The sequence below is a fragment of the Corynebacterium sp. HMSC27B11 genome, from assembly GCF_001815985.1.
In the GTDB taxonomy this organism is placed as follows: domain Bacteria; phylum Actinomycetota; class Actinomycetes; order Mycobacteriales; family Mycobacteriaceae; genus Corynebacterium.
On record NZ_KV823550.1, the window covers coordinates 102,284 to 115,801 of the forward strand.

The following is a 13,518-nucleotide window of genomic DNA, read 5'->3' on the forward strand; positions in this document are numbered from 1 at the left end:
ACCGAATCGGCGCACGTAGACTGCCCATTTTCCTCTCACTAAAGCCCAGCAACACGGCATTCTTTCGGTCTTTTTTCAGGATTTTGGCAGAAAAGCGTTGAGAATTCTGGCATCATGGCCATGCTCAAGTTTTAAATATTGACTTCGACTAACCATTCGGCCGGCTCTTCATCGGCCCCGGGTGGTCTTTCAGGAAGTCTCGACCCTACAAAGAAAGAGACATTCTGTATGACAGACCAAGCATGGTTCGTCACAGCAATGGTGATCTATCTGATCGCCATGATGTTCATTGGACTCCTCGGTTATAAGCAGACCGACGAGTACGAGGACTACATGCTGGGCGGCAGAAACCTTAACCCGTTCGTCGCAGCCCTGTCCGCTGGCGCCTCCGATATGTCCGGCTGGCTGCTGATGGGCCTTCCCGCCGCGATCTTCGTATCCGGCTTCTCTGAGCTCTGGGTGGCCATCGGCCTGCTGCTCGGTTGCGCACTCAACTGGTGGTTCACCGCACCACGCCTGCGCGCCTACACCGAGATCGCGGACAACTCCATCACCGTGCCGAGCTTCCTGGAGAACCGCTTCGAGGACAAGTCCCACGTGCTTCGCGTGGTCGCTGGCCTCGTGATTCTGCTGTTCTTCACCTTCTACGTGGCGTCCGGCATGGTCGCCGGTGGTCGCTACTTCGAGTCCACCTTCGACTCCTCTTACGCCGTCGGCATCGCCGTGATCGCCGGTGTGACCGTGATCTACACCTTCGTCGGTGGCTTCCTCGCTGTGTCCTACACGGACGCGGTGCAGGGCTGCATCATGTTCATCTCCCTGATCCTGGTGCCGATCTTCGCGGTTCTGCACATGGAGGACCCGAGCGCCATCTTCAGCTTCCAGACGGAGAACGCCTACGCTGCCTCCGGCCTGGAGCCGAACCCGAACTGGTTCTCCCTGGTCAACGGCGTGGGCTTCGTGACCATCATCTCTGGTCTGGCCTGGGGCCTGGGCTACTTCGGCCAGCCGCACATCATCGTGCGCTTCATGGCGCTGCGTACCCCGCGGTCTGCTCGCAAGGGCATGTTCTACGGCGTGACCTGGATGGGTCTGTCCATGATCGGTACCGTCTTCGTGGCGATCATCGGCCCGGCATTCTTCACCGAGAACCCGGACATCAAGATCGTCGACCAGATCAACTTCGAGACGATCTTCCTGGACATGGGCCAGATCCTGTTCCACCCGCTGATCGCTGGTCTGGTACTCACCGCAGTGCTGGCGGCCATCATGTCCACGATTTCCTCCCAGCTGCTGGTGGTCTCCTCCGCACTGATCGAGGACATCTACAAGGGCCTGTTCAACAAGAACGCTTCCGATCGCCTGCTGCAGGTTCTTTCCCGCTTCGCAGTGCTCGTCGTCGCCCTGCTGGCGGTGTTCATCGCGGCCAAGCCGGATTCCGGCGTGCTGAGCCTGGTCGAGTTCGCGTGGGCCGGCTTCGGTTCCGCATTCGGCCCGGTCATCATCGCCTCCCTGTACTGGCGTCGCCTGAACGCCCCGGGCGCGATCGCCGGCCTGGCTGCCGGTGCGATCGTCAGCTTCCTGTGGGGCGGCCTGGCTAACTTCGGCATCGCCGATAAGCCGTTCGGCCTCTACGAGATGATCCCGGGCGTGCTGGCCAACGTGGTCTTCATGGTCGGCGTGACCCTGATGACCAAGGAGCCTTCCGCGAAGGTTCTGGATGAGTTCGACAAGTCCATCGAGCTGAGCAACAAGGCCGATCGCCTCACCGAGAAGGAGTTCGTGGAGGAGGCCGCTAAGTAGCCCCTCCCCTCCCTGCGGAAAAGTTTTTCCGCATCCTCGGGAACCAAACGTCGCCTCGCGTTGTCTAAGACAACATGGGGCGACGTTTCTTTTTCTCTCTAGTCTTTCTCTTCACCGTGGCTGGTCTGTTGTTTTTCACGACGTCGGTTCCGGTGCCAACTGGTTGGTTGCCTGGGGGCCGCTCTGTGGATCAGCGCGCGCAGGAGCTGGCCCGCCAGGCCCTGGCGCGGGTGGAGGTCGTGCCCCAGCGGATCCGAGTGGTGGGCTACGACCGCACCCGGTTTCTGCAGGGCTGGGCGCACAGCATCGCACCTGATGGCAGTTATTGCTCGACCCGTGAGCTGGTGCTGAACCTGAACTTCCCCACCGAACCCGCCAGCCCCTGCCCGCGGGCCACCGGCGAGGCATCCGATGAGTACTCCGCCGAACCGGTACGCCCGCAGGGCACGGATATCGACCACATTGTCCCACTCGCCGCGGCCTGGGATTTGGGGGCACACGCCTGGACAGCAGAGAAGCGTCATCGCTTCGCCAATGACTGGCACTACAACCTGGCGGTCACCGCCTCGGAGCTGAACCGGGAGAAGTCTGATGCGACGCTGGAGGCCTGGTTGCCGCCCAACCCTGCGGCCCGCTGCCCCTACGTTGCCCGCTACCTGGTGGTGGCGGCCCGCTACGGGCTGACGATCACCGCCGGCGACGCTGCCGCGGCCCGCGAGGCCTGCCAGCTGCCCCGCTGACGGGGGTTTTGTGACTAGTCACGAATTTTTTGACAGAGTGGTTCACATGGATCAATTTATTACTGCTCTCCACGTCATCGCTGCGATCCTCCTCATCGGACCGGTCGCGATCGCTACCTCGGCATTCGCACCTTCCCTGCGTGCCGCGCAGTCCGGCTCCGCCAAGGCGGTGGGCTCCGTGGCAACCCTGGCTGGCATGACCCGCCGCTACGGCTACATCTCCCTGCTGGTCCCCGTGCTGGGCCTGGTCGCCTTCATGACCGTGGACGGCGCAATGCAGAACTACGCCTTCCACGCCGCCATTCTCACCTCTCTGGCGGCCTGGCTGGTCCTGCTGCTGGCGGTGATCCCGCAGCAGCGTCGCGGCCTGATCTCCGTTGATGGCCTCGACGAATCCGACACCCCGGCGAGCGAGGACGAGCTCGCCGCCGTCCAGGGCGATGCGGCCAAGGGCCTGCCCGGCAAGGCTGCCATGTTCGGCGGCATCTTCAACCTGCTGTGGCTGATCACCGCGGTCCTGATGTTCGTCTAGTCCACGCATTTTCGCAGGCGCTCGCATGCAGCGCGCGAATGCCACATAGCCGTGGGAGTGAGTTTCACTCCCACGGCTATTTCTCTATGCCTTGCTTTGGCCACCTGACCCAGCCGACCCCTACGAAAAATCCGGCTGACGAGGTGTCTTCCACGTCAGCCGGATTTACAGGTTTCGGCTAGTAGCGTCCCCCGCGGCGGTTATTACCGCGGCCGCCACGCCCCTCAAAACCGCGGTCGTCCCGGTGGCGGCCACCGCCACGGCGATCCCCACGGGAGTCTTCGAAGCGGTTGTGGTGCCCACGGCCGCGCCCACACCCACCGCGGTCGCGGTCGAAGCGTCCGCCGCCCCGGCGCTCCCCCCGGCCCCGGTCGTCGCGGTAGCCACCGCGGCGACCATCGCGGTCGCGGCGGTTGCCACGGTGGGAGCCCGGGCGGCCCTTCGGGGCACCCGGGTCCGGCTCGATATTGATCAGCTGACCGGACACGCGGGTCTGGTCGAGGGCCTCAAAGACCTGCTTCGGCAGGTCCGCCGGCAGCTCCACCAGGGAGTGCTCGGAGAAGATGCTGATGCGGCCGAAGTCGCGGGAGTTCAGCCCGCCCTCGTTGGCCAGGGCACCCACGATTGCGCCCGGGCGCACGCGCTGGCGGTGGCCGACGGAGAGGCGGTAGACCTCCATGTCGTTGCCGTTGCGATCCGTGAACCGGGGGGCTGGCTTGTTGAAGCGCTCCTCGAAGGAGCGGTACGCCCCGCCACCACGGCGATCGGCATCGCCGTAACGGTCGTCGCTGCGGCGCTTGTGCTCGCGGCGCGGAGCCTCCTCCATGAGGAACTTCTCCCCGCCCTGGGCCCCGGCTGCCAATGCCGCAGCGATGTCCTCCAGGGTGACTCCGTTGTCCTCCGCGTAGGTGGTCACCAGCTCGCGGAACACGGAGACCTGCGGATCCTCGAGGTTCTTGGTCAGCTCGCGGTTGAACTTCGCCTTGCGGGCCTCGTTGACCTGGTCAACGCTCGGCAGCTCGATCTCGTTGAGGCGGGACTTCGTCGCGCGCTCGATGGACTTCAGCATCCGGCGCTCACGCGGGGTCACGAACAGCACGGCGCGGCCGGAACGCCCCGCGCGCCCCGTGCGGCCGATGCGGTGCACATAGGACTCGGTGTCACGCGGAATGTCGTAGTTGAACACGTGCGTGATGCGCTCGACGTCCAGGCCACGAGCGGCGACGTCGGTGGCGACCAGGATGTCCAGGCGACCGTCCTTGAGCTGGTCCACGGTGCGTTCGCGCTGCGCCTGGGCGATATCGCCGTTGATGGCGGCAGCCTCGTAGCCCCGGGCGCGCAGGCGCTCCGCAAGCTCCTCGGTGTCGTTCTTGGTGCGGACGAACATGATCATCGCGTCGAAGTCGGTGACCTCGAGGATGCGGGTCAGCGCGTCCAGCTTCTCGCGGTGGTGCACGATCAGGTAGTCCTGCTCGATATTCTCCGCGGTGCGCTGGGTGGACTTGACCGTCACTTCCTGCGGCTCGTTGAGGTAGCGCTTGGACAGGTGACGGATCGCGGACGGCATCGTCGCCGAGAACAGCGCGACCTGCTTCTCCTCCGGAGTGTCCTCCAGGATGCGCTCCACGTCCTCCTGGAAGCCCATGTTCAGCATCTCGTCGGCCTCGTCGAGCACCATGAAGCGCAGCTCGGAGATGTCCAGGCTGCCCTTCTGCAGGTGGTCGATCACGCGACCCGGGGTGCCGACGACGACGTGCGCGCCGCGGCGCAGGCCCGAGAGCTGCGCGCCGTAAGGCTGGCCGCCGTAGATCGGCAGGATGTTGACCCCGCCCATCTTCCCCGCGAAGTCCTCGAAGGACTCCGCGACCTGCAGCGCCAGCTCACGGGTCGGTGCCAGCACCAGGGCCTGCGGCTTGCGGGACTTCAGGTTCAGCCGGGACAGGATCGGCAGCGCAAAGGCGGCGGTCTTACCGGTACCGGTCTGCGCGAGGCCGACCACGTCCTCCCCTGCCATCAGCAGCGGGATGGTCTGCTCCTGGATTGGGGACGGCGAGGTGAATCCGACGGCACGGACGGCGTCGAGCACCTCCGGCGACAGACCCAGGTCACCGAAACCGGCACCGTCGTCGTCCTTGTCTTCCTTCGCGTTGTCTGCCTGCTCGTCGTCCTTCGCGACGGCGACGTCCTGGATGGACGCGGTCGGGGTGGTGTCGTTGTCGTTGTTGTTTTCTACGGTTTCCGCCTGCTGATCGGCCACAGTGTCCTCTGGGTTCTCGTTCTTGTTCTTCTCGTTGTTGAGATTGTCGGTCTTCCCAGAATCTTCTGCGCCCTCAGCTACAGCGGAGCCACCGGCGGATTCCATCGCGGAATCTTCGGTGTTCTCCCCCAACACATCAGAGATATTCAGCGGCGCATCGTTGACCGGCGCCTGCTGAGCCTCTTCCTGCAGATTGTTCTGAGCTACCGAGTAATCGTTATCCACCGGCTTGTTGACGTCGCCGGAGACGCTATCAGTATCACTCATCGCACTTGACAGTACGCTCTGCGGCCAGCAAAAGCCATACCGCGCCACCCGGTGGAAGGCAGATCGTAGCCTGCACTGATTGTGGCTGCTGGCAGTACTGACCCCAGTGCTGCCCCAGCACTGACCCCGGTGCAGCCCCAGTACCAATCCAGCGCCGACCCGAATCTTTCGCCCGGAGTGTGACGTGGCATACTACGGCTGATATCGATCTGACTTTCGCGGCTTGACGGAATCCGGAGGACAATCCCATGTCGCAACAACCAGCGCCCGAGGCCGCCACGGCGGGCGAATCCACGACTGACAGCCACCAGGGCGAGCTGCGGCGCGCGCTGCGCCACCGACACATCCACTTCATCGCGCTGGGTTCGGCCATCGGCACCGGGCTGTTCTACGGTTCCGCCGGCGCGATCGGCGCGGCGGGCCCCGGTGTCATCTTCGTCTACCTGCTCGGCGGCGCGATCGTGTACTTCATGCTGCGCGCCCTGGGCGAGATGTCCGTGGCCCACCCCGTCGCTGGCTCTTTCGCGGAATATTGCCGCCGCTACCTGGGCGGATGGGCCGGGTACATCACCGGCTGGATGTATGCCTTCGAGATGATCATCGTGTGCCTGGCCGACCTCACGGCCGTGGCGCTGTATATGAAGTTCTGGTTCCCGGAGACGGCCTCCTGGGTCTGGGTCGCGGTGGCGCTGATCATCGTGGGGGCGGCGAACCTCGCCTCCGCCCGCTGGTTCGGTGAGCTGGAGTTCTGGTTCACGACGATCAAGGTGACCGCGGTGGTCGCCATGATCCTCGGTGGTGCGGCCATCCTCGTGTTCAACGTGGACACCGGCGGCACCGTCGGCATCTCGAACCTGTGGAACGACGGCGGCCTGTTCCCGAACGGCTTTACTGGCGTGCTGTCCGCCCTCATTCTGGTGCTCTTCGCCTTCGGTGGCACGGAGATCATCGGTGTGACGGCCTCCGAGGCCGAGGACCCGGAGAAGACGATCCCGAAGGCCATCAACACGGTGCCGATGCGCATCCTGCTGTTCTACGTGCTCGCGATCTTCGTCATCGTCGCGGTGATTCCGTGGCGCGAGATCACCGGCGAGCAGTCCCCGTTCGTGCAGATCTTCAGCTCCCTGGGCATCGGCTGGGCCGCTGCCCTGCTGAACGTCGTGGTTCTCTCCGCGGCACTGTCCGCGATCAACTCGGATCTCTACGGCGCCGGCCGCGTGATTCACGGCATGGCTCGCCAGAAGCTCGCCCCGAAGATGTTCGCCAAGATCGACCCGCGCAATGGCGTGCCGGTCTCCACGATCAGTGCCCTGCTCATCGTGCTGGTCATCGGCATCGTATTGCAGCTGATCAACCCGACCGCTGAGCGCCTGTTCCAGGACATCGCCGCGCTGGCCACCTTCGCCACAATCTTCGTGTGGCTGATGATCCTCATCAGCCACCTGGCCTACCGCAAGCACCTGAACTCCGAGGACGTCGCCCACGCGCACTTCACGGTGCCGCTATGGCCGCTGGGTCAATACTTCGCGATCGCCATGATCCTGCTGACCTTCGGCACGATGTTCTGGATGTCGGATTTCCACTCCGCCCTCATCGCAGGCGTGGTGTTCACGGTGGCAATGTCCATCCGCTACTACTTCATCGACCGGAGGAATAAAGCCGAGACCGCCGCGGCCTAATCCCCCCTGAAGCAATGAATCCCCGCAGAGTGCGGGGATTGTTGTGGATTATTGCCCTGTTGCCAGGCGGTGGCCCCAGAGTCGCCCCACCCGGTACGGGGCTATTTTTCTGCCAGCAGCTCCGCGATAGCCCGGGCAGAACGCTGCCCGGAGCGGATAGCACCATCGATGGTTGAGGTCGCGGTGTGAGCGCCGGCGACCGCTACGCGCCCATCGAGCAGCTCGGCTGCCGACTGGGCCTGAATCGCGTGATTGGGCCCGACCAGTGGCAGGGCGTCTGGAATGTCGTGGCGGGTGACCAACTCCAGGGCCTCGGGGCTGCAGTCGTAAATGCTGGCCACGTCACGGCGGACCTGCATTTCGGTGGGCAGATCGCGGGCCGCGTCGAAATCGCCGTTGCTGTGCGGCTGGGAGGTCGCTGCAGCAATCAGCTGGCTTCCCGGCGCGTAGGCCGGGGCCACGGAGGTGACCTCGGCGGCCAGGTCGATGCACAGCTCACCGCTGCCGTCCACGGTCACGAGCCTGTCGCTGTGCACCTCGTCGCTCACGGTGAACCACCAGGTACTCTGCCCGCGATGCTCGGGCACCGCAGTGCCGATCAGCTCGTGGGCCGCCTGCGCAGAGGTGGCCACGATCGCATGGGAGAAGCGCTCGGTCTTGCCGTTCACCGTGAGCTCCACCCCATTCGGTTGGACGTCCACCGCGCTGACCTGGGAGTTCAGTTCGACGCGGACGCCGCCGAGGCGCCCCATCGTCGCCGCCAGGTCCCCCATTCCGCGCTCCGGCAGGGCCAGCGTGCCGCGCAACAGGGTGACGAAGACCCACTTCGCGAACTCCGCGGAGGTTTCCCCGCCGTGGTCGTAGAGGAAGGCGCGCAGGATTGGGTCGACCGCGTTCTGGCGGACCGGGCCGGTGATGCCGGCCTTGGTAAGCGACTCCGCGACCGGCTCGTCGCTGGCGTGCCCGAAGCGGCTGGGGCCACGCAGCTCCAGTGAGGAGCGGTGCATCAGCTCGCTGCGCAGCCAGTTGCGCATGCGCACGAGCTCACCCAGCCGTAGCGCGGAGCTGAATTCCGAGCGCAGTAGCTTCGGCACCATCGATGGCGCGCGAACGGGATCGATGATCAGCGCGGAGCCCTCACGCGTGACGGTGTTGATCCCCGGCTGGAAGTTCTTGATCTTGAGGGCGGAGTACTCCCCGGGGTTCAGGATCTCCTTGACCGCCGGGTACCAGGTATTGAAGAACTGCAGTCCCCGGTCCACGGTGATCTCGCCGTGCTGCTCCGAGCGCACCAGCCCGCCCACTCGGTCAGCGGCGTCGAAGAGGGTGCAGCGCACCCCGGCCTGAGAGAGCGTGCGGGCCGCTGCGAGGCCGGCCATACCGGCCCCAATGATGGCTACCTCGGTCACGTGCCCCTCCTGCGGTCCTCGCTCAATGCTGGGTGGCACAGCATGTGCCCGGCGCCGTGCCGGGGGCTGTGCCCATCATCACGCTAGCCATGCTAGCCCACACCCCGGCCGCGCCTGACCACCCGCGCCCCGCCAGTCGCGGTGCGTGGAAAGCTAGCGTTCCTCACCGTCTGCCGTCACGTCGCCGTCCTCCTCGTCGGCAGCGACGTCGTCGGCGTCATCGTCCTCAACGTCACCGTCCTCGACCTCGACCCACTCGAAGAACGGGTCCTCGGAGCCGTCGTCGAGGGTGACCAGGAGGTCCTCCCAGTCCTCGGCCTGCTGCGAGACATAAGCGAGCACGTCGAAGAGCTGGTTGAAATCCTCGAATACGCCGAGGTCCAGCACCTCCTGGTACTGCGTGCGCAGCTCGTCCAGGGTGGCGTCCAGCATGTCCAGCTTCGCCGGGTCCTGCTCGTCCTCCTCATCGACGAGGATCTCCGCGGCGATGTTCTCCGCGAGATCGAAGACGCTATCGGGCAGCACCACAAAGCTCACTGCAGCGGTCGGCGCCCCCTGCCCCTCCGAGATCTTCACGGTGACCTTGGAATTTGCGCTGAGGTTCGCGCGCAGGACGAGGGGGTCGTAATCATCCTGTTCGAACTCGAGGTCCTCGACGCGGGGATCCTGCCCGTCGAGCAGTTCATTGAGCACCGTGATCACCTCGTCGGTGGCCATGTGCCGGTTCACCGCCTCGACCGCGGCCTCCGGGGTGAAGACCACGCCGACCAGGGCGGCGTCGAAGTCCTCGTCCTCATCGGTGACGTCGGCGAGCGCGACGAAGACGTTCGCGGCCGGCGTGCTGACCCCGGCCACCCCTTCAATCAGCTCGAACTGGATCTCCACTTCCGCAGAGACTGGAACGAACAGCGTTCCATCGTTGGCTCGGGACTCGATGCCCTCAACGTCGAGGGCCTGGGCGATGTTTTCCAAAAATCCCATTGAGGAATCCTCTCTCCGCGGCGCGGTTCGTCTCCTGCGTTGATCTTAACCCGGTTTATTTGCCTCGCGCCGGGGCCGTTTCTCCCGGCTCCCGCTTTTCGACGTCGCCCGCTGCCGTGGTGGCGGGCTTTTCCTACCTGGTGCAAGCGATAGGCTGATAGCTATCGTGTTTGCTTTCCTCCGCGCCCCCTTGAGCGCTCACCGCATGCAGCTGGGCATCATTACCCTGCTGAGCGTTCTCATGCCCGCCGCGGCCGTGCTGATCCCGCTGTTCGCCGGCCGGGCGATCGATGGTAGCCGGGGCGCGATCGGCCTGCTCATCGCGGCGGCTTTCGCCCGGTTTTGTACCCACGGCGCGCGGCGCTTTTTCGCCGGGAAGCTCTCCGTCGACGTCCAGCACGACATCCGGATGCGGTGCCTCGCAGCCTTACAGGGCGCATCGCCGGCGGCGATGGCCCAGGTGCGCACCGGGCAGGTTGTCTCCCGAACCATCTCGGATTTGAACCAGATCCAGGGGATGCTGGCGATGCTGCCCATCATGGGCAGCATCTTCGTGGAGGTCGTGCTGATCCTAGGCATCATGTTCTGGCTCTCCTGGCCGCTGGCGGTGCTGCTCAGCATTCAGCTTCCGGTGCTCGCCGCCATCGCCTTCTTCTCCCGCCGCCGGCTCTACGACGCGACGTGGGAGGCCCAACAGCAGGCCGCGGACGTCGCCAGCCAGGTGGAGGAGACAGTGACGGGCGTGCGCATCGTCAAGGCCTTCGTCCAAGAGAACCGCGAGCAGACCAGCTTTATGGCGCGGGCCCGCAGGCTCTTCGGGTTGCGCTTGCACGTCGGGCGGCTCACTGCCCGTTTCCAGCCCGCGTTGGCTGCCGTCCCCCAAATCGCGCTGATCGCCACCGTGGTTGTCGGTGGCCTGCTCGCGATGCGGGGCGCGATCACCCTCGGCGAGGTCCTCTCGGCGTCGGCTTACGTCACCCTGCTGTCACGGATGACGCGCATGGGTGCCGGGATGCTGGTGATGTTGCACCTTGCGAACGCCGCTGTCTCCCGCGTGCAGGATATCCTCGCCCTCCCCCAACGGCAGGCGCCTGAGAACCCGGGAAAGCTCCCGGATGGCCCCGTCGGGGTCCGGGGCACCTTCCGCACCCGGGGCGGCGAGGACCTCGCCGTGGACGTAACTCCCGGCTCCACCGCGTACATCACGGGACCCGCGGGGTCCGGGAAGTCGGCGCTGGCGCTGGCCCTGGCTGGGCAGTCGGCGGACGTTACGGCCGATTTTGAGGCCTACGCGGGCAGCACCGCGGTGTGGCTGGGCGACCTGGCACCCGACCAGTGGCCGACGATCGTCTTCGACGAGCCCTTCCTTTACTCCATGTCCATCGCGGAGAACATCCGCATGGGAACTCAGGCGAGCGACGCCGAGGTGGCGGAGGCAGCCCGCATCGCCTGCGCCGCCGACTTCATCGACGAGCTCGGGGGTTATTCCACCATCGTGGGTGAGCGCGGCCTGAAGCTGTCGGGTGGGCAGCGGCAGCGCATCGCGCTGGCCCGCGCGGTGCTGCGCAACCCCAGGGTCCTGGTTCTGGACAGCGCCACCAGCGCGATCGATACCGTCACCGAACAGAAGATCATCGCCAATCTCCATCAGCGCGCGGGCGAGGGCAACCTGACGATGGTGATCGTCGACCACCGGGCAGCGCCCGAAGACAAGGGCGCGACTAACGCTGACGCCGGGAAAAGGGGCGTCATCAGCCTGCCCGCTCCCCCGGCCCGTCCGCTGTGGCCGCGCAGCTGGGAGGAGATCCAGGAGGAGGCGGATCGAGAGCTGCTCGGCGTCGCCGATGGCGCCCATGGCGACGAGGGGCGCGCACGAGCGGCCGTAGCGGCGAAGTTCACGAAGCTGTTGGAGGCCGACGCCGCAGCGCTGCGCCGCGTCACCCCGGCACAGCAGGAATCGACCTCCCACAACTCCACGCCCGCTGGCTCGGCGTCCGAGAACACGACCCCCGCACTGCGGCTGCGCACCCTGGTGGGGCTCGTCCCGGTCGCGACCGCGGTCATCGTGGCAACGCTCCTGCTGGGGCTCGTCGCCGATATTGCCCTGCCATCCCTGGTACGCAAGGCCATCGACGAGGGAATCAGCAGGTCAGACCGCAGCGCGCTGTTCTCCCTGGGGCTCGGCGCCCTGCTCCTTGTCTGTATTTCCTGGGCCGCCAGCGCGTGGAACACGGTGCTCACCACGCACACCGGCGAGCGACTGCTCTACGCCCTTCGCGTGCGCAGCTTCGAGCACCTCCACCGGCTGCCCATGAGCTGGTTCGAGCAGAACGCCTCGGGCCGGGTCATGACCCGAATGACGACCGATATCGACAACCTCTCCAGCTTCCTGCAGACCGGGCTCTCCCAGGCCATCGTCTCCACCACAATGCTGCTGGGTGTGCTGGGCATGCTCATCTGGACCGACCCTGCTCTGGCTGGCATCACCGCACTGTTCCTGCCGGTCATCGGGGTGGGCGCGTGGGTCTTCCGCCGCTACTCCTCGCGCCTCTACCGGGCCGCCCGCTCCCAGGTCTCCACGGTCAACGCCCACTTCCAGGAGGCGGTCAATGGGCTGAACACCGCGGCGGCCTACGGCTTCGGCCCGGTGCTCGCCGAGCGCATCGGGGAGCAGTCGCAGCGGTACGTGGGGCTGCGCACCCGCGCGCAGGCAGCGGTCAGCATCTTCTTCCCCGGCATCTCCTTCATCACCGAGCTCGCCCAGGCAACCGTCCTATTTTTCGGTACCGCTCGGGTCGCGGAGGGCACGACGAGCCACGGCGCACTGGTCGCCTTCAGTTTGTACCTGACCTTCTTCTTCGGCCCCGTCCAGCAGCTCTCGCAGATCTTCGATAAGTTCCAGCAGGCTGCGGTGAGTTTCGAGCGAATCTCCGAGTTGTTGGCCGTCCCTACCGAGCGCAGCACTGGGGACGACGGCGCCGATGCCAGGTTGCCGGGCAAGGTCACCGCGGTGGACTTCTCCGACGTTCATTTCCGCTACGACGGTGCCGAGCAAGACTCCCTGCGGGGCGCGCGCTTGAGCTTCCGCGGCACGACCGCCCTCGTTGGCGCGACAGGCGCCGGGAAGTCGACGATCGCGAAGCTGGTCACCCGGTGGTACCAGCCAACGGCGGGGTCCATCACCGCCGTTTTCGCGTCGGGTGGCTCCGGAGTGCAGCGCCTCGACCTCCAGCAGCTCCCCTTGCGGGCCTGGCGCTCTCGGGTGGGCTACGTCCCGCAGGAAGCGCACCTGTTCCGTGGCACGGTGGCCGAGAACATCGCCTATGGTCGACCGACTGCGAGCCAGGAGGAGATCACCGCGGCCATCGCTGCCATCGGAGGCACGGAGATTATCGCCGGCATCGACGGCGGCTTCGCCGGCGAGGTCGGCGAGCGGGGCCGGGGGTTGTCCTCTGCCCAGCAGCAGATCATCGCGTTGGCTCGTGCGGAGCTCATCGACCCGGACGTCATGGTCCTGGATGAGGCGACGGCGAATATCGATCCTGCGGTCGAGACGGACGTGGTTCGGGCAATCGCACTGGCTACGCGTTCGCGGGTGGCGATCATCATCGCCCACCGACTCTCCACCGCGGAGCTGGCTGACAATATTGCGGTCGTCAGCGCCGGAAAAATTGTTGAACAAGGCCGTCATCAGGAGCTTTTGGAATCCAGCGGCAGATACGCGGACCTCGTCGCCGCATCCCGGGAATCTCGCTAGGTCACACGCCGTTTTTCGCCGGTCGGTGACGCGCCACCTGGAAGCGAAATCACATAGCACATCGTGTAGGCTGTTACAGCGAGACTGAAGTCA

8 protein-coding genes are annotated in these 13,518 nt (G+C 65.5%); 5 read left to right on the plus strand and 3 right to left on the minus strand.

What is annotated here, in order from left to right:
* The first annotated feature begins 228 nt into the window (after positions 1–228).
* The 3 genes from putP to HMPREF3097_RS03330 all read left to right on the plus strand — a co-directional run bounded on the left by putP (position 229) and on the right by HMPREF3097_RS03330 (position 3,075).
* Positions 229–1,803, plus strand: coding sequence for a sodium/proline symporter PutP (putP, locus tag HMPREF3097_RS03320; protein ID WP_070760917.1), 1,575 nt, complete (start codon positions 229–231; stop codon positions 1,801–1,803).
* A 185-nt stretch (positions 1,804–1,988) separates the two neighbouring features.
* Positions 1,989–2,543, plus strand: a complete 555-nt coding sequence (locus HMPREF3097_RS03325) for an HNH endonuclease family protein (RefSeq protein ID WP_246821237.1) — start codon at positions 1,989–1,991, stop codon at positions 2,541–2,543.
* A 46-nt stretch (positions 2,544–2,589) separates the two neighbouring features.
* Positions 2,590–3,075, plus strand: coding sequence for a hypothetical protein (locus tag HMPREF3097_RS03330; RefSeq protein WP_070759262.1), 486 nt, complete (start codon positions 2,590–2,592; stop codon positions 3,073–3,075).
* A gap of 178 nt (positions 3,076–3,253) precedes the next feature.
* Here HMPREF3097_RS03330 and HMPREF3097_RS03335 read toward each other — a convergent pair whose 3' ends face one another.
* Complete coding sequence (locus HMPREF3097_RS03335) at positions 3,254–5,599, minus strand: DEAD/DEAH box helicase (RefSeq protein ID WP_070760919.1); 2,346 nt, start codon at positions 5,597–5,599, stop codon at positions 3,254–3,256.
* 248 nt (positions 5,600–5,847) lie between these two features.
* Between HMPREF3097_RS03335 and HMPREF3097_RS03340 the strand changes: the two genes are divergently transcribed.
* Positions 5,848–7,278, plus strand: coding sequence for an amino acid permease (locus tag HMPREF3097_RS03340; RefSeq protein ID WP_070760921.1), 1,431 nt, complete (start codon positions 5,848–5,850; stop codon positions 7,276–7,278).
* Positions 7,279–7,379: 101 nt separating this feature from the next.
* Here HMPREF3097_RS03340 and HMPREF3097_RS03345 read toward each other — a convergent pair whose 3' ends face one another.
* A complete protein-coding gene (locus HMPREF3097_RS03345) occupies positions 7,380–8,687 on the minus strand; it encodes an FAD-dependent oxidoreductase (protein ID WP_246821238.1) in 1,308 nt (435 codons plus the stop codon).
* Between the two features lie 153 nt (positions 8,688–8,840).
* A complete protein-coding gene (locus tag HMPREF3097_RS03350) occupies positions 8,841–9,668 on the minus strand; it encodes a hypothetical protein (protein WP_070760923.1) in 828 nt (275 codons plus the stop codon).
* A 166-nt stretch (positions 9,669–9,834) separates the two neighbouring features.
* Here HMPREF3097_RS03350 and HMPREF3097_RS03355 point away from each other — a divergent pair, with 166 nt between their 5' ends.
* Entirely contained in the window at positions 9,835–13,425 is a 3,591-nt protein-coding gene (locus tag HMPREF3097_RS03355) for an ABC transporter ATP-binding protein (protein ID WP_246821239.1), read from the plus strand.
* Positions 13,426–13,518: the final 93 nt, after the last annotated feature.

What these genes read in the sequence shown, in the direction of transcription:
- HMPREF3097_RS03335 (WP_070760919.1), bottom strand. Translation starts at nt 5,599, where the DNA reads ATGAGTGATACTGATAGCGTCTCCGGCGACGTCAACAAGCCGGTGGAT.
- HMPREF3097_RS03350 (WP_070760923.1), bottom strand. Translation starts at nt 9,668, where the DNA reads ATGGGATTTTTGGAAAACATCGCCCAGGCCCTCGACGTTGAGGGCATC.
- HMPREF3097_RS03330 (WP_070759262.1), top strand. Translation starts at nt 2,590, where the DNA reads ATGGATCAATTTATTACTGCTCTCCACGTCATCGCTGCGATCCTCCTC.
- HMPREF3097_RS03340 (WP_070760921.1), top strand. Translation starts at nt 5,848, where the DNA reads ATGTCGCAACAACCAGCGCCCGAGGCCGCCACGGCGGGCGAATCCACG.
- putP (WP_070760917.1), top strand. Translation starts at nt 229, where the DNA reads ATGACAGACCAAGCATGGTTCGTCACAGCAATGGTGATCTATCTGATC.